Source organism: Bradyrhizobium sp. HKCCYLRH3061 (assembly GCF_051168015.1).
Taxonomy (GTDB): Bacteria; Pseudomonadota; Alphaproteobacteria; order Rhizobiales; family Xanthobacteraceae; genus Bradyrhizobium.
Genome location: NZ_JBNPUE010000007.1, coordinates 246,769 through 263,846, shown reverse-complemented (window position 1 = coordinate 263,846; position 17,078 = coordinate 246,769). Strand labels below are relative to the sequence as shown.

The 17,078-nt window shown below is 67.2% G+C and carries 12 protein-coding genes; 9 read left to right on the top strand and 3 right to left on the bottom strand.

What is annotated here, in order from left to right; genetic code table 11:
- Positions 1-41 precede the first annotated feature (41 nt).
- The 4 genes from soxB to ACQR2C_RS14830 all read left to right on the top strand — a co-directional run bounded on the left by soxB (position 42) and on the right by ACQR2C_RS14830 (position 6,798).
- The gene (gene soxB / locus ACQR2C_RS14845; protein ID WP_434881485.1) at positions 42-1,793 is read left to right on the top strand and encodes a thiosulfohydrolase SoxB; all 1,752 of its coding nucleotides are present in this window, start codon (positions 42-44) and stop codon (positions 1,791-1,793) included.
- Between the two features lie 105 nt (positions 1,794-1,898).
- Entirely contained in the window at positions 1,899-2,936 is a 1,038-nt protein-coding gene (locus tag ACQR2C_RS14840; RefSeq protein ID WP_434881484.1) for an MBL fold metallo-hydrolase, read from the top strand.
- A 457-nt stretch (positions 2,937-3,393) separates the two neighbouring features.
- On the top strand, positions 3,394-4,617 hold the full coding sequence (locus ACQR2C_RS14835) for an MFS transporter (RefSeq protein ID WP_434881483.1): 1,224 nt from the start codon (positions 3,394-3,396) through the stop codon (positions 4,615-4,617).
- A gap of 465 nt (positions 4,618-5,082) precedes the next feature.
- On the top strand, positions 5,083-6,798 hold the full coding sequence (locus tag ACQR2C_RS14830; RefSeq protein WP_434881482.1) for an N-acyl-D-amino-acid deacylase family protein: 1,716 nt from the start codon (positions 5,083-5,085) through the stop codon (positions 6,796-6,798).
- Positions 6,799-6,802: 4 nt separating this feature from the next.
- Here the strand turns inward: ACQR2C_RS14830 and ACQR2C_RS14825 are convergent, their stop codons facing one another.
- A complete protein-coding gene (locus ACQR2C_RS14825; protein ID WP_434881481.1) occupies positions 6,803-7,675 on the bottom strand; it encodes a tetratricopeptide repeat protein in 873 nt (290 codons plus the stop codon).
- A gap of 64 nt (positions 7,676-7,739) precedes the next feature.
- The gene (locus tag ACQR2C_RS14820; protein ID WP_316238086.1) at positions 7,740-9,044 is read right to left on the bottom strand and encodes an MFS transporter; all 1,305 of its coding nucleotides are present in this window, start codon (positions 9,042-9,044) and stop codon (positions 7,740-7,742) included.
- Positions 9,045-9,300: 256 nt separating this feature from the next.
- Between ACQR2C_RS14820 and ACQR2C_RS14815 the strand changes: the two genes are divergently transcribed.
- Genes ACQR2C_RS14815 through ACQR2C_RS14800 form a run of 4 tightly spaced genes read left to right on the top strand, consistent with a single transcriptional unit; the run spans position 9,301 to position 13,912 of the window.
- Positions 9,301-9,960, top strand: a complete 660-nt coding sequence (locus tag ACQR2C_RS14815; protein ID WP_434881480.1) for an ABC transporter ATP-binding protein — start codon at positions 9,301-9,303, stop codon at positions 9,958-9,960.
- Entirely contained in the window at positions 9,957-12,419 is a 2,463-nt protein-coding gene (locus ACQR2C_RS14810; RefSeq protein ID WP_434881479.1) for an FtsX-like permease family protein, read from the top strand. Before ACQR2C_RS14815 ends, ACQR2C_RS14810 begins: the two co-directional genes overlap by 4 nt.
- Positions 12,409-13,491, top strand: coding sequence for a lipocalin-like domain-containing protein (locus tag ACQR2C_RS14805; RefSeq protein ID WP_434881478.1), 1,083 nt, complete (start codon positions 12,409-12,411; stop codon positions 13,489-13,491). The genes ACQR2C_RS14810 and ACQR2C_RS14805 overlap by 11 nt, the downstream gene beginning before the upstream one ends.
- Before the next feature lie 28 nt (positions 13,492-13,519).
- A complete protein-coding gene (locus tag ACQR2C_RS14800; protein ID WP_315801661.1) occupies positions 13,520-13,912 on the top strand; it encodes an MAPEG family protein in 393 nt (130 codons plus the stop codon).
- Between the two features lie 61 nt (positions 13,913-13,973).
- Here the strand turns inward: ACQR2C_RS14800 and ACQR2C_RS14795 are convergent, their stop codons facing one another.
- Entirely contained in the window at positions 13,974-15,161 is a 1,188-nt protein-coding gene (locus ACQR2C_RS14795; RefSeq protein ID WP_434881477.1) for an ABC transporter substrate-binding protein, read from the bottom strand.
- Between the two features lie 314 nt (positions 15,162-15,475).
- Between ACQR2C_RS14795 and ACQR2C_RS14790 the strand changes: the two genes are divergently transcribed.
- Entirely contained in the window at positions 15,476-17,026 is a 1,551-nt protein-coding gene (locus ACQR2C_RS14790; RefSeq protein ID WP_434881476.1) for an AMP-binding protein, read from the top strand.
- Positions 17,027-17,078 lie beyond the last annotated feature (52 nt).

Genomic DNA, 17,078 nt, shown 5'->3' with positions numbered 1-17,078 from the left:
TGCGATTCCATGGAATCGCATCATGATCTAGAACGCTGGCCATGACGATGCGGCGCCGGGATTTTCTGAAAGCATCGGCTGTCGCGGCCATCGCCGCGCCGGCGCTGCTGCGCGGCGCGACCGCCGCCGACACCGTCAGCCTGTACGACATCGAGAAATTCGGCAACGCGCGCATCCTGCACATCACGGACACGCATGCGCAGCTGCGGCCGCTGTTGTTCCGCGAGCCCAGCGTCAATCTCGGCATCGGCGAGATGTGGGGACGGCCGCCGCATCTGGTCGAGCGCGCCTTCCTCGACCGCTACGGCATCCGGCCCGACAGCGCGGAGGCTTATGCCTTCACCTCGTTCGAGTTCGAGAAATACGCCGTCCGCTTCGGCCGGATGGGCGGCTTCGCACATCTGAAGACGCTGGTCGACAAGCTGCGCGCCGATGCCGGCGACCATCGCTCGGTGCTGCTCGATGGCGGCGACCTCTGGCAGGGCACCGGGCTCGCCAATGCGATGCGCGGCGCCGACATGGTGAGCGCCGCCAATCTGCTCGGCATCGACGCGATGACCGGGCATTGGGAGTTCACCTATGGCGAGGAGGCGCTGCGCGCCAACCTCGCCCGCTTCAAGGGCGAGTTCCTTGCGCAGAATGTGTTCCTGACCGAGGAGGCCGCGTTCAACGACGCCAAGGCATTCGATCCCGGATCGGGGCGCGTGTTCAAGCCGGCCACCATCAAGGAGATCGGCGGCGCCCGCATTGCCGTGATCGGCCAGGCTTTCCCCTACGTGCCGATCGCGCATCCGCGCCGCTTCACGCCGGACTGGACGTTCGGCATCCGCGAGGAGGAGTTGCAGAAGCTGGTCGATGGCCTGCGCGGCGCCGACAAGGTCGATGCCGTGATCCTGCTGTCGCATAACGGCATGGATGTCGACCTCAAGCTCGCGAGCCGCGTCACCGGCATCGACGTCATCCTCGGCGGCCATACCCATGACGCGGTTCCGCAACCGGTCGCGGTCAGCAACGCCAAGGGCGCGACCTTGGTCACCAATGCCGGCTCGAACGGCAAATTTCTCGCCGTGCTCGATCTCGATGTCGGCAAGGGCCGCGTCGCCGATGCACGCTATCGGCTGCTGCCCATCTACTCGGAGCTGCTGAAGCCCGATCCCGCGATGCAGGCGCTGATCGACCAGACGCAGCAGCCGCAGGTCGCGGCCTGGAGCGAGAAGCTCGCAACATCGGACCGGCTGCTGTACCGGCGCGGCAATTTCGAAGGCGCGACCGACGACCTGATCTGCGCGGCGCTGCGCCGCGAGCTCGACGCCGAGATTGCGCTGTCGCCCGGATTCCGCTGGGGTCCGACCTTGCTCGCCAACCAGTCCATCCTGCTGGAGGACGTGCTGGCGCAGACCGCCATCACCTATCCCGAGACCTATGTGCAGCGGATGACGGGCGCAGAGATCAAGAACGTGCTCGAGGACGTCTGCGACAATCTGTTCAACGCCGATCCGTATCTGCAGCAGGGCGGCGACATGGTGCGCACCGGCGGGCTGTCCTACCGCTGCGCGCCCGCCGAGCCGATCGGCCGCCGCATCTCCGATCTCACGCGCGACGATGGCCGCCCGCTCGACGCGCGCAAGAGCTACAAGGTCGCCGGCTGGGCCTCGATGAACCCGCAAGACGGCAAGCCGGTGTGGGACGTGGTCGCCAACCACCTGCGCGACGGTCAGCTGGTGCTGGTCGGAACCAACAAGGTCACGCTCTCGGGCGTCGACGGCAATCCCGGATTTGCATCGCAATCGTGACCGCGGATGGCGCGGTGCAATCCGGCCTGCCGAGCGTCCGCCGCATTGGTGACATCGGGCCGATCGTGCTAATGCCACGACGATCCTGATCGAAAGGAGGCGCCGATGATCTTCCGCCAATTGTTCGACAGCGTCTCCGGCACCTACAGCTACATCCTTGCCAGCCGCACCGGCGGCGAGGCTGTCATCATCGATCCTGTGCTGGAGAAGGTCGACCGCTACTGCCAGCTGTTGCGTGAGCTCGATTTGCGCCTGGTGAAGGCCGTCGACACCCACCTGCACGCCGACCACGTCACCGGCCTGGGCGCGTTGCGCGACCGCACCCATTGCGTCACCATCATGGGCGAGCAGACCAAAGCCGACGTGGTGGCGATGCGCGTCGCCGAAGGCGACAAGATCGCCATCGAAGGCATCAGCCTGGACGTGATGTACACGCCCGGGCACACCGACGATTCCTATAGTTTCTCGATGGGCGACCGCGTCTTCACCGGCGACACGCTGCTGATCCGCGGCACCGGCCGCACCGATTTCCAGAACGGCGATGCGCGGCAGCAGTACGACTCCATCTTCAACAGGCTGCTGCGGCTGCCCGACGACACGCTGGTCTATCCCGCGCACGACTACAAGGGCGACACCGTCTCCACCATCGGCGAGGAGCGCCGCTACAATCCGCGCCTGCAGGTTAAGTCGGTCGACGACTACGTCGCGCTGATGGCGAATCTGAAGCTGCCGAATCCGAAGATGATGGATGTCGCGGTGCCCGCCAACATGCGCGTCGGGCTGCATCAGGAGGAACTGGCGAAGCAGGGCCTGTCGCTGTCGGCACGTGAGGCGATCGAATGCCTGGGACGTCCCGACGTGCTGCTGGTCGATCTGCGCGAGGCCGCCGAGCGCGCCAAGCACGGCACGCTGTCCGGCGCGCTGCACGCGCCCTATCCTGCGATCGCCGACAATCTCAAGCCCGGCGGCATGCTGCGCGAGGTTGCCGCCGCCACCGGCCGCCGCATCGTGTTCTTCTGCGCCTATGGCGAGCGCTCGGCGATGGCCGTGCAGACCGCGCAAGCGGCGGGGCTTGCGAATACGGCACATATCGAGGGCGGACTGGACGCGTGGAAGAAGGCCGGCGGACCGGTGGTGCCGTAGGGAGTTACGCTCTCGCTCTCCTCTCCCACCTTTCGGCAGCCTTCGACCGCGCCCCACACTCGCTGTCGTCCCGGGCAAGACCGTTGACGCGAAGCGTCAGCGGGCGCCGACCCGGGACCCATACCGCGTGATCCGTCTCGAGGCAGGCTGCGTGTTGCACGACTCGCGCAACAAACATCCGCCGGCGGTTATGGGTCCCCGCGTTCGCGGGGACGACACCTGTGGTGGGGACACACCGTGCCTTCCTGCCCACAACCCCGGAACGGCGGCGGGTGACTTGCCGCCCCTCGGCCGCCGGCCATCCCGCGCAGGTGCCATGCGCGGGCGTTCATGGACAATGAACCGCAATCCGATAGTGTGGCGTTGTGTCGCGCGCCTCTGTTTAGGCAGCATCGGCGGTTTGCCGGCAACGCGTCCTCTTTTCCATCGCTGACGACCGGAGCCACACGGATCGACCATGGCTGACGTTCTCGCCGCACCGCAACATGTCCGTGCTCCGGTCCGGGCCGCCTCCCCGCTGCGCACGCTGGCGCTGATCTCGCTGGCGCATTGGGTCAGCCACCTGCACATGCTGGTGCTGCCGATGCTGTTTCCGTACCTCAAGGAGAAGCTCGGCGTCGGCTATGTCGAGCTCGGCTTTCCGCTCACCGTGTTCGCTGTGGTGTCGGCGCTGACCCAGGCCCCGGTCGGCTATCTCGTCGACCGCGCCGGCGCCCGCCGCATCCTGCTGCTCGGCCTCACGCTCGGCGGCCTGTCGCTGGCGCTGCTCGGGTTCTACCTGACCTACACGAGCCTCGTCGTCTCGGCGGTGCTGCTCGGCCTCGCCAACGCGGTCTACCATCCCTCGGACTATGCCCTGCTGTCGGCCCACATGGACGAGAAGCGGATGGGCCGCGCCTTCGGCGTGCACACCTTCGCTGGCTATCTCGGCGGCGCGGTCGCGCCCGCCGTGATGGCGGCGCTGGTCACCACCGTCGGCGGCTCCGGCGCGCTGATCGCGGCCGGCCTGGTCGGACCGCTCGCGGCGCTGCTGCTGCTCGTCGGCAACGTGCCCGAGGTGCCGCCGCATCCGCACCACACCGCTGCCGACGGCAGCAAGGCGAAGCAGCCCAGCCTGCTGACGCCGATGCTGATGCTGCTGACCGTGTTCTTCATGCTGCTCAGCCTGTCCAACGCCGGCATCGCCAGCTTCGGCGTGGTCGCATTCATGAACGGCTACGGCATCTCGTTCTCGACCGCCAATATCGCGCTGACCGCATTCCTCGGCGCCAGCGCCGTCGGCGTGCTCGCCGGCGGCCAGCTCGCCGACCGCATCAGGCATCACAACCTGGTCGCGGCCGTCGCCTATGCGATCAACGCCGTGCTGGTGCTCGTCATCACCTTCGTCAGCCTGCCGACGGTGCTGCTGGTGGCGATCATGCTGATCGCCGGCTTCATGAGCGGCGTGATCGCGCCGTCGCGCGACATGCTGGTGCGCAACGCGGCTCCTCCAGGTGCCGCCGGCCGCGCCTTCGGCATCGTCTCGACCGGCTTCAACTTCGCCGGCGTGGTCAGCCCGCTGCTGTTCGGCTGGATCATGGACATGAACGCGCCCCGCTGGGTGTTCGGCGCCTCGGTCGTGTTCATGCTGCTGACCATCGTGCTGGCGTTCTTCACCGAGCCGAAGAAGGCCAAGGCGTAGTTTTCGACGTAGGGTGGGCAAAGCGACGCGTGCCCACCATTTGTCACCGACACCACAGCTACCAACGGTGGGCACGCAGCGCCTGATGGCGTCGCTTTGCCACCCTAGGGACAGTAAGCTATTAGTTCGTCCGCGCTGCCCGATGCAGCGCCCTCTCCCCTTGTGGGAGAGGGCATCGCCGGCGCAGCCGCGTGCTCCGTCGGGTGAGGGGGCTCGCTCTGCGAAGGAAGCCGGCGGAGAGATACCCCAAGAGAGACCCCTCACCCGACCGAGCTTGCTGATCTGTCCTACATGCCCTCTCCCACAAGGGGAGAGGGCGCAATCATGAGCACCTCTGATAGTTGCGCGACGTTTGAGACGCGCTTCCACCTCTCCATGCAACGCTGCTGTCTCTTCCCGCGTGTTGACATCATCGTGCATGCGTCGATGATGTCCCGATAATGACAATATCGGGGAAGACACGCCATGACGCAGCCAGATCTCGTGATCCGCGGTGGAACCGTTGCCGATGGCTCAGGCGGCGAGCTGCGTGAGGCTGATGTGGCGATTGCGGACGGCCGCATCGCCGAAGTTGGCAAGGTCACAGCATCCGGCCGCGAGGAGATCGACGCACGCGGCAAACTGGTCACGCCCGGCTTCGTCGACGTCCACACCCATTACGACGGCCAGGTCACCTGGAGCCACGACATCTCGCCGTCGTCGCAGAACGGCGTCACGTCAGCGATCATGGGCAATTGCGGCGTCGGCTTCGCGCCGTGCCGGCCGGCCGATCATCAGCGGCTGATCCAGTTGATGGAGGGCGTCGAAGACATTCCCGAGCCGGTGCTCGAGGCCGGCATTCCCTGGGAATGGGAGAGCTTTCCGGACTACATGGAGTGGCTGGGCAAGCGTGAATTCGATCTCGACATCGGCGCGCAACTGCCGCATGCGGCGCTGCGCGTCTATGTGATGGGCGAGCGCGGCGCGCGGCGTGATCCCGCCACCGCCGACGACAACCGCGCGATGGCGGCGCTGGCGCGCGATGCGGTCAAGGCCGGCGCGCTCGGCTTCTCGACCTCGCGCACGCTCAACCACCGGACCTCGACCGGCGACTACACGCCGACCTTGAAGGCCGGCGAGGACGAGCTGACGACGATCGCGCAGGCCATGCACGGCGCCGGCCGCAGCGTGCTGCAATTCGTGCTCGACATCTCGACCATCCATGAAGACCTGCCGATGATGCTGCGCATTGCCGAGGCAACGAAATGCCCGATCTCGTTCTCGGTGACGCAGAACGACCGCGCGCCGCAGCGCTGGCGGCAGACGCTGGCCGAGATCAACGCCGCCGCTGCGCGCGGCCTGTCGGTGACGGCGCAGATCGCGGCGCGTCCGGTCGGGCTGCTGCTCGGGCTGGAGCTGTCGCGCAACCCGCTGCAGACGCATCCGAGCTATCAGGCGATCGCGCATCTGCCGCTGGCGGAGCGCGTCACCCGGATGCGCGATCCGCAGGTTCGCGCGGCGATCCTGAGCGAGCAGGCCAGCGCGACCGACGACCCGCTGTTCTTCAAGCCGAACTACGACAAGATGTACCTGCTCGGCGATCCGCCGGACTATGAGCAGCCGCCCGAGCGGTCGCTCGGCGCCCAGGCCCGCGCCCGCGGCTGTCGCCCCGAGGAACTGGCCTATGACGCAATGCTGACGGACGGCGGGCGCGGCATGCTCTACGTGCCGTTCCTCAATTATGCCGACGGCAATCTCGATGCCACCTACGAGATGCTGCGTGACCCGCGCAGCGTGCCCGGCCTCAGCGATGGCGGCGCGCATTGCGGCATCATCTGCGATGCCAGCTTCCCGACCTATCTGCTCACGCACTGGACCCGCGACCGCAAGCGCGGCGACAGACTGTCGATTCCCTTCGTCGTCGCCGCGCAGTCGCGCAAGACCGCACTCTCCGTCGGCCTCGACGATCGCGGCCTGATCGCGCCGGGCTACAAGGCGGACGTCAATGTCATCGACTACGACCGGCTGCACCTGCATCCGCCGAAAGTGCATTACGACCTGCCGGTCGGCGGCCGCCGCCTGATGCAGGAGGTCGACGGCTACGACGCGACGATCGTGTCCGGCGTGGTCACGCGCCGCCACGGCGAGGCCACCGGCGCACGGCCGGGGCGGCTGGTCAGGGGAGCGCGCCGTGTGAGCTGAGACATCAACTGGCCGCGGCGACCGTCTCGGCGAGCCTTGCAAGCTCGGATCGTGCGGCCGAGTATTCGTTGAACCATGGCGGCAACGAGCGCAGGGCGATTTCGAGTGCTCTTGCGGCCTCGTCGTGGCGGCCGTTCAACAGATGCCACTCACCGATGTAGAAATAGGCTTCAGCCTGTTCGGGAGCCGTTGCGGTCGCATTCAGCACCTGCTGCGCCGTCGAACGCTCCATCAGCAGATCGAACACCGGTCCAGGCCACTGCGCCGCAGTCCAGCGCGATGCGACAGCGGCGAGGTCCGGCCTGGCGCGCCCCGACAACCGGGCGAGCGACAGGTAAAGAAACAGAACCGCATAGGGATCGAACTCGAGCGCGAGCGATCTTTCCATGTCCGCTGCCGCGGCATCGAACCTGCCGCGGCAAAACTGGATATAGCCACGCCCCCTCTGCATGATGGGGTCATTGGGTGCGAGGCCGATCGCCGTCGTGCTCTCGACGATCGCGCGATCCGAATCGCCCTTCACGTGATGAAGGAACGCGAGTTCGCCATGAGCCGCGGCGACCCTGGGGTCGAGAGCGAGAGCTCGCGTCTGGTCATCAAAGGCGCCGTCGAAGTCGCCAAGGAGTTTCCGCGACACGCCCCGGGCGCCGAATGTCTGCGCGTTCGGCTTCAGCTTGAGGGCCAGGCCGAAATCCGCGATCGAACTGGCGTGGCTTCCCATGCCCTGAAGGGCGACGCCACGATTATGGTAGGCGTAATAGTTGCGCGGGTTGAGCTGGATCACCTTGCTGAAGTGGAGGATGGCGCCTGGGAAGTCCTCGATCTTCAGGCATCGCGCACCGCGCCAGTAGTGCAGCATATGATAAAACAGGCGCATCGTGCAGGACCTCAGCAAGGATGAATGCGAGGCCGCCTCCTGATGACCCCCGGCAGGGGTTGTATCACGCAAATTCCGGCGCGGCAGCCTGCTGCGCCTGCAGGCGGGCGCGTTCGCTGTTCGGCCAGAGCAACGCCAGGCCGAGCAGGCCGGAGATCACCATGATCACGGCGTTGATGGTGAAGCCGGACATGTAGCCTTCGAGCAGGCTGCCGGAGGCCTGGATCATCTTGCCCATCACCACCGGCGCCACGATGCCCGCCAGCGTATAGAGCGCGCCGTAGATCGCCATGGCGGCGCCCCGCTGCGTGACCGGCGTGAACTCGCCGATCATCGGCGGGCAGACGACGTAGATCGAGCCGCACAATCCCGATCCGACCACGAGCAGTGCGATCTTGGCCGACGCGGCGTCGACATGCGGCATCATCGCCATCAGGGCGCCGCCGATCACGAGCGGCGTCGCGCCGAGCACGCCGCGGGCCATGCGGGTGGATACGCCGCGCGCCATCAGCGTCTGCGACACGAAGCCCGTGGTCAGCACCACGCACGCGCCGAAGATCCAGGGCAGGATCGAGATGAAGCCGGCCTGCTGCTGCGAGAAGCCGAGGCCCTTCACCAGGAACGGCGTGAACCAGGTGAGCCCGAGCGACAGCGCCCAATAGGCGCCGAAGGTCGCGGCAACGCAACCGACGAAGGTCCGCGACGTCAGCAATTGCAGATACGGGACGCGCTGCTCGCGCAGGCCGGCGAATTCGACCTCGGCCAGCGGCCCTTCCTTGCCCAGCCACAGCCACGCCACGCTCCACATCAGCCCGACCACGCCGAGCGCGCCGAAAGCATAGTGCCAGCCATGATTCACGATGATCCAGTTCAGCGCGGGCACCGCGAGGATGACGCCGAACGCCGACCCCTGTGACAGGATCGCGGTCGGCATCGCTCGTTTCTCATCGGGAAACCATTTGTAGACGGCGTGAACGGCCACGGACGCGGCGGGACCTTCGCCGGCGCCGAGAATGACGCGGCAGATCAGCAGCGTGGTGAAGCCGACGGTGCCGACCATCGGAAACTGCGCCACCGCCCAGATCAGCGCCAGCACCAGCAGCACCCAGCGCGTCGGCACCTTGTTGACGACGAAGCCGACGACGATGGCGGAGATCGAGAACAGGAAGAAAAAGGACGATCCGAGCAGGCCGAACTGCTCGGCGTTCAGGTTGAGCTCGGTCATGATCGGCACGCCGGCGAGCCCGACCACGATCTTGTCGGCGAAGTTCACCAGCATGAACAGGAACAGCAGGAAGGTGATCTTCCAGGCCCCCTTCGGGGTCGCGCTTGCGCGGGATGTGCCCTTCAGCGTCGTCGGCGCGGCCATGGTCGTTCCCCGTTCTGTCATGATCCGCCCCTGTCATCCGGGCGTTTCGACGATGCTACCCACGAAGCGGCTCCGCAGGCAACCGGCTCGCGCGCTAAGTTGTTGCTGCAACGCGGGAATCCGCCCTCTTGGGCTGCATCGCGATACCCTCGCAACCTGATTGCGCGCGGCCGGCATCACATCGGCGGCGTCACGACGAACGAGCAGGTGATGTTCGCGTTGGCCCTTGTTATGTTGTGACGCAACAACCCCGATCATGCCCGTGCTCAGCGTCCGTCATCTCACCAAATCCTATCGATCCGGCGGCGAACCGATCCATGTTCTGCGTGGCGTCGACCTCGACGTCTCCTCCGGCGAGCGCGTCGCGCTAACCGGCGAATCCGGCTCCGGCAAGAGCACGCTGCTGCATCTCATCGCCGGGCTCGATGCCGCCGACGGCGGCGACATCCTGCTGGACGGCGCTGCGGTTGGCGCGCTCGACGATTCGGCACGCGCGGCGGTCCGGCGCGAGCGGCTGGGCCTCGTGTTCCAGCAGTTCAACCTGGTGCCGAGCCTGTCGGTGCAGGACAATCTCAGCTTCCAGGCGCGGCTGGCCGGTCGGCATGATCCGGCGTGGCACAGCGAGCTGGTCGAGCGGCTCGGGCTGAAGCCGCTGCTCAAGCGCTATCCCGAGCAATTGTCGGGCGGGCAGCAGCAGCGCGTCGCGATCGGCCGCGCGCTGGCGATCAAGCCGGCGCTGCTGCTTGCTGACGAGCCGACCGGCAACCTCGACGAGGACACCGCCGACGAGGTGATGGCGCTGACGCGCGACCTCGTCGCGCGCACCGGCTGCGGCTTCCTGATGGTGACGCACAGCGCGCGGCTCGCGGCGATGCTCGACCGTCACGTCCACCTGCATGCCGGACGCATCGCATGAGACGCGCGCTGTGGATATTAGCGGTGCTGCTCAGCCACTGGCGCCGGCATCCGATGCAGCTCGCGACCTTGCTGATCGGGCTGATCTCGGCGACCGCGCTGTGGAGCGGCGTGCAGGCGCTGAATCAGCAGGCGCGCAGCTCGTATGATCGCGCCGCCGCGATCTTCGGCGGCGCGCGCACGCCGATGCTGGTCGCGACCGACGGCAAGATGCTGCCGCAGAGCGTGTTCGCGGAATTGCGCCGCGCCGGCTGGCCGGTGTCGCCGGTGCTGGAGGGCCGCGTGCAGATCGACGGCCATTCGCTGCGGCTGCTCGGCATCGAGCCGTTCAGCATCCCCCGGGAGGTCGGCGATGCGCCGATGGTCGGCCGCAGCGAGCTCGAGGCGTTCCTGACACCGCCGCATCGGACGCTGATCTCGCCGGACACGCTGGCCGATCTCGGAGTCAAGGACGGCGCGACGCCGCGGCTCAGCAACGATGTCAAGCTGCCGCCCTTGATGGCGCAGCAGCAGCTCGCGCCCGGCGTGCTCGTCGTCGATATCAGCGACGCGCAGCGGCTGCTCGACAAGCCCGGCCAGATCTCGCGGCTGCTGGTCGGCAAGGCGACGGGCAAGCGAGACGCTTTGCAATCATTCGCCGGCGGCCGGCTGCAGCTCGTGCAGCCGGAGGCCGAGACCGACCTGGAGCGGCTGACCGACAGCTTCCACCTCAACCTCACCGCCTTCGGCCTGCTGTCGTTCGTCGTCGGCCTGTTCATCGTCAACTCCGCCATCGGTCTTGCCTTCGAGCAGCGCCTGCCGGTGCTGCGCACCTTGCGCGCCTGCGGCGTGTCGGCGCGGCAGCTCAATGGCGTGCTGATCGGCGAGCTGATCGGCTTTGCCTTGGTGGCGGGCCTGGCCGGACTGGTGTGCGGCTACATCATCGCCGCCGCGCTGCTGCCGAACGTAGCGGCATCGCTGCGCGGGCTGTATGGCGCGCAGGTGCCGGGCGAACTGAGCCTGCAGCCGGAATGGTGGCTTGCGGGCCTCGTCATCAGCATCGCCGGCGCGCTCGCAGCCGCGACCACGAGCCTGATCAAATCGATGCGGCTGCCGATCCTCTCCACCGCGCAGCCCTATGCGTGGCAGGAGGCGCAGCGGCGCTGGCTGCAGCTGCAGAGCGCCATCGCGCTCGCCTTCTTCGTCACAGCAGGTCTGCTGCTGTGGCTCGGACAATCGCTGCTGGCCGGCTTCGGCGTGCTCGCGGCGATGATGCTCGGTGCCGCGCTGCTGCTGCCGGCGGTCCTGGAGCTCGTGCTGCGGCTCGGCGAGCGCGGCGCGCGGACGGCGCTGGCGCAGTGGTTCTGGGCCGACAGCCGCCAGCAGATCTCGGGCCTGTCGCTGGCGCTGATGGCGCTGCTGCTGGCGCTCGCCGTCAATGTCGGCGTCGCCACGATGGTCGAGACCTTCAGCCGCACCTTCCTGGTCTGGCTCGACGGCCGGCTCGCCGCCGACGTCTACATCAGCGCTGCGGACGAGGCGCAGGCGCGCGAGATTCAAAGCTGGCTGCGTACACGGCCTGAGGTGCAGGCTGTGCTGCCCGGCGGCCGCGCCGAGACGCAGTTGGCGGGCGCGCCGATCGATGTGCTCGGCCTGCCCGATCACGACACCTATCGCGACCACTGGCCGCTGCTGCAGGCCGGCGCCAACGCGTGGAAGCAGCTGGTGCGCGGCGACGCAGGCTTCGTCAGCGAGCAGTTGGCGCGGCGGCTCCATCTGTCTGTCGGCGACAGCATCGACCTCGCCGCGCCGACCGGCGATTGGCGCATCACTGTCGTGGGGATCTATGCCGACTATGGCAATCCGAAGGGCCAGGTCACGGTCAACGTCGCCGCGCTGACGCGGCGCTTTCCGGCGACGCCGATCACGCGCATGGCCGTGCGCGCGGCGCCGGCCGACGTGCCGGGGCTGATCGCTGCTCTCACCGACAAGTTCGGCCTGGACGGCCGCAATGTCATCGACCAGGCGACCGTGAAGCAGGAGTCGAAGCAGATCTTCAACCGCACCTTCGCGGTCACCGGCGCGCTCAACACCTTCACGCTGGGCGTCGCGGCGATCGCGCTGCTGACCAGCCTGCTGACCCTCGCGAACTCGCGGCTGCCGCAGCTCGCGCCGCTCTGGGCGATCGGGCTGACGCGGCGGCGGCTCGCCGAGGTCGAGCTGCTGAAGACGCTGTCGCTCGCCGGGTTGACCGCGCTGCTGGCGCTGCCGCTCGGGCTCGTCGTGGCGTGGTGCCTGATCGCGATCGTCAACGTCAAGGCGTTCGGCTGGCGGTTGCCGTTCGACGTGTTTCCGCTGCAGCTCATCCGGCTGCTGATCGTCACGCTGGTGGCGGCGGTGATCGCCTCGCTGCTGCCGGTGCTGCGGCTGGCGCGGATGCAGCCGGCCGATCTGGTCAGGACCTTCACCATTGAGCGCTAGGGCGACCATATCGCGGCGCGGGCTGATCGGCGGGCTAGGCCTGCTGGCGCTGCCGCGGCTTGCGCGCGGGCAGGGCTTTGCGGGCCTCAGCGACAGCGCCGACGGCTTTGCGGCGGTGACGCCGGGCAGGACGTTCTCATTCCCCGCCGACCACGGCCCGCACGACGATTTCCGCATCGAATGGTGGTACGTCACCGCGAATCTCAGCGACGCCAGCGGCAAGGCCTACGGCCTGCAATGGACGCTGTTCCGCTCGGCGGCGCGGCCGGGGCCGCAAGGCGAAGGCTTCGACAATCAGCAGCTGTGGATGGCGCATGCCGCCGTGACGCGCGCCGACAGCCACCGCTCGACGGAAAAGTTCGCACGCGGCGGTGTCGGCCAGGCCGGCGTCGAGGCCAAGCCGTTCCAGGCCTGGATCGATGATTGGCAACTGCGCGGTACCGCCGCGACCGACGATCGAGCGCTGGCGCCGCTCGACATGCGCGCCGCGGGACCGGACTTCTCCTACGCGCTGCATCTCGAGGCCGATCGTCCCGTGGTGCTGCAGGGCATCGGCGGCTACAGCCGCAAATCCGAGCGCGGTCAGGCCTCCTACTACTACAGCCAGCCGTTCTACCGCGCCCGCGGCCGCATCAGCTTCGACGATCAACCGGTCGAGGTCTCAGGCCAGGCTTGGCTCGACCGCGAATGGAGCAGCCAGCCGCTGGCCTCTGACCAGAGCGGCTGGGACTGGTTCGCGCTGCATTTTTCCGGCGGCGAGAAGCTGATGCTGTACCGGATGCGGCAGGGCAACGGCGACTACACGTCCGGCACCTGGATCCCGGCCGACGGCGCCTCGCGCCCACTCGGGCCCGGAGACATTGCCATGAGCCCAAAGGAGACGGTCACGATCGGTGAGCGCAAGCTGCCGGTCGGCTGGCGCGTCGAGATCGCCGCGCTCGGCATCGCCATCGACACCGCGCCGCTCAACCCCAAGGCCTGGATGGGCACGCGCGTGCCGTATTGGGAGGGACCGATCAGCTTCAAGGGCAGCCACACCGGGGTGGGCTATCTCGAGCTGACGGGATATTAACAGGCCGTCATCAAGGGGGGAACCGCGCATGTATCATTTCACCGCACTCGTCACCGTGCTCGCGCTCATGCTGTATTTCTACATGGCGGTCCGCGTCGCGCAGGCGCGCGCCCGGTTCGGCGTGAAGGCGCCGGCCGTCACCGGCAATCTCGATTTCGAGCGCACCTATCGCGTGCAGGTGAATACGCTGGAATGGCTGCCGATCTTCCTGCCGGCGCTGTGGCTGTTCGCGATCTATGTCAGCGACACGATCGCGGCCCTGATCGGCCTCGTCTGGATCGCGGGCCGCGCGATGTACATGTTGTCCTACGCCAAGGCCGCGGAGAAGCGGGGCCCCGGCTTCGGCGTGCAGGCGCTCGCCGCCTCGGCGCTGCTGGTCGGCGCGCTCATCGCCATTCTCTGGCGCATGCTGCACGGCTGACCGCTCCGCCCTCTTCCGTCGTCCCGGCTTTCGCCGGGACGACCCCTTTAGCGTGGCAGGATCACTTCGTCAGCGGGCAGCCGCTCTCCTTGGCGGTGAAGAACGCCTTGTCGCCGGGCACCGTGGCGAGCTGCTTGTAGTAGTCCCACGGCTTCTTCGATTCCGACGGCTTCTTTACCTCGAACAGATACATGTCGTGCACCATGCGACCGTTGGCGAGCACCTTGCCTTGAGCAAAGGCGTCGTCGACCGGCAGCTCCTTCAGCTTCGCAGCCACCGCGTCGGAGTCCTTGGTTCCGGCGGCCTTCACCGCCTTCAGATAGGACAAGGTCGCGGAATAGGTGCCGGCGTGGATCATGCTCGGCATCCGGCCGGTGCGCTTCATGAAGCGCTCGCTGAAGGCGCGGGACTTGTCGTCACGATCCCAGTAGAAGCCTTCGGTGAGGATCAGGCCCTGCGCCGCCTCCAGCCCGAGGCCATGCACCTCGGACAGGGTCATCAGCAGGCCGGCGAGCTTCTGCCCGCCCTTGACGATGCCGAACTCGGCCGCCTGCTTGATCGAGTTGGTGGTGTCGAGGCCGGCATTGGCAAGCCCGATGATCTTGGCCTTCGAGCTCTGCGCCTGCAGCAGGAAGGAGGAGAAGTCCGACGAGTTGAGCGGGATGCGCACCGAGCCCAGCACCTTGCCGCCCTTCGACGTCACGATGTCGCTGGTGTCCTTCTCGAGCGCATAGCCGAAGGCGTAGTCGGCGGTCATGAAGAACCAGGTGTCGCCGCCGGATTCGACCAGCGCGCCGCCGGTGCCGACCGCGAGCGCGCGGGTGTCATAGGCCCAGTGGAAGCCGTAGGGCGTGCAGGCATCGCCCGATATGCGCGAGGTCGCGGCGCCGACGACGATGTCGATCTTCTTCTTCTCCTTCGACAGCTCCTGGATCGCCAGCGCGACCGACGACGTCGTCAGCTCGGTGATCATGTCGACACCCTCGGTGTCGTACCAGCGCCGCGCGATCGTGGAGGCGAGATCGGGCTTGTTCTGGTGGTCGGCGGTGACCAGCTCGACCTTCTGCCCCAGCACCTCGCCGCCGAAATCCTCGATCGCCATCTTGGCCGCTTCGACGGAATATTTGCCGCCGTAGTCGGCATAGACGCCGGACTGGTCATTGAGGATGCCGATCTTGACCTGTGCCGACGCCGGCGCCGCCGCCAGCAGCGCACCGACGGCCGCAATAGCCAGCAAACCCGATTTCATATGGTCTCTCCCCGCATTTCTTGGTCTTGAGATGTCATTCGTTGGAATGCGCGCTGATGTTATGCCAGAACCCCGGCCGCGCCCATCCCCTTCCCGCCTCGGTCAATCGGCTGACAGCCATGTTGAGAGAGGCGGGCTCCTCCGCTACATTCGCGCCAAACAACGAGCCGTCCCGCCGGGATGGTGCGCAGGGACGGAAACCGCCTGGACGCGTGAGGCAGCATCGTCTGCATCGCGTCGCCATGCCGAGGTGCCGCGGCAGGCGCCTCCCGCCCGCGCGCCGCGGCGAGCTGCGCGCATCGGCAGGAGGACACATGTACACCGGCAAGCACGCCCGGCTGCGCCCATTGCAGCCTGCCTTCATCATGGCCTCGACCGGCGAGGCGGTGACCTATCGCGAGCTGGAGGCGCGCAGCAACCGGCTGGCGCATCTGTTCCGCCAACGCGGCCTGAAGCGGCTCGACCACTATTCGATCTTCATGGAGAACAACAGCCGCTATCTGGAGGCGTGCGGCGCCGGCGAGCGCTCCGGGCTGTATTTCACCTGCGTGAACTCCTACCTCACGCCCGGCGAGCTGACCTACATCCTCAATAACAGCCGGTCGCGGCTCCTGATCACTTCCCTCGCCAAGCTCGACGTCGCGCGCGAGGCGCTGAAGGAGGCGCCCGGCATCGAGCTGTGCATCGTCGCCGATGGCGCAGGCGAGAGCGAGGGGATCGTCGGCCTCGCCGAGGCCACAGCCGGCCTGCCGGCGACGCCGATCGCCGACGAATGCGTCGGCACCGCAATGCTGTACTCCTCCGGCACCACGGGCCGGCCGAAGGGCATCCTGCGGCCGCTGCCCGAGCAGCCGCCGGTGCAGCAGCTTCCGATCTTCGACTTCCTGGAAAGGCTGTGGCGCTACCGCGAGGGCATGATCTACCTGTCGCCGGCGCCGCTCTATCACTCCGCGCCGCAGGCCGCGGTCAACCTCACCATCCGCGTCGGCGGCACCGCCATCATCATGGAGACGTTCGATCCCGAGCGTTATCTCCAGCTCGTCGAGCAATGGGGCATCACGCACACCCAATTGGTGCCGACGATGTTCTCGCGCATGCTCAAGCTGCCGGAGGACGTTCGGACCCGCTACGACCTCTCCTCGCTCGAGGTCGCAATCCACGCCGCAGCGCCCTGCCCGGCACAGGTCAAGGAGGACATGATCAGATGGTGGGGGCCGATCATCCACGAATATTACGGCGCCACCGAAGGCCTCGGCTTCACCGCCTGCGACAGCGCGGAATGGCTCGCGCATCGCGGCACGGTCGGCAAGGTGCTGTTCGGCGACCTGCACATCCTCGACGAAAACATGCAGCCTTGCCAGGTCGGGACCGCCGGCACGGTGTGGTTCAAGACGGGCTCGCCGTTCGAATACTTCAACGACCCCGAGCGCACCAAGGAGGCCCGTTCGGCCGACGGCAGCATGAGCACCGTGGGCGACGTCGGCTATGTCGATGCCGACGGCTATCTCTATCTCACCGACCGCGCCACCTTCATGATCATCTCCGGCGGCGTGAACATCTACCCGCAGGAATGCGAGAACCTGCTGATCACGCATCCGAAGGTCGCCGATGCCGCCGTGTTCGGCGTGCCCAATCCCGATCTCGGCGAGGAGGTGAAGGCGGTGGTCCAGCCGATGTCGGGCATCATGCCCGGGCCTGAGCTGGAAGAGGAGCTGATCGCGTTCTGCCGGCAGTCGCTGTCGCGGCAGAAGGTGCCGCGCTCGATCGATTTCGAGAAGGAGCTGCCGCGGCTGCCGACCGGCAAGCTCTACAAGCGCCTGCTGCGCGACCGCTATTGGGGCAACAAGACGTCAAGGATCGTGTAGGGCGGCACGACCTCGGATTGATCCTGGTCAAGCGCGCGCGATGCCGCGGAGC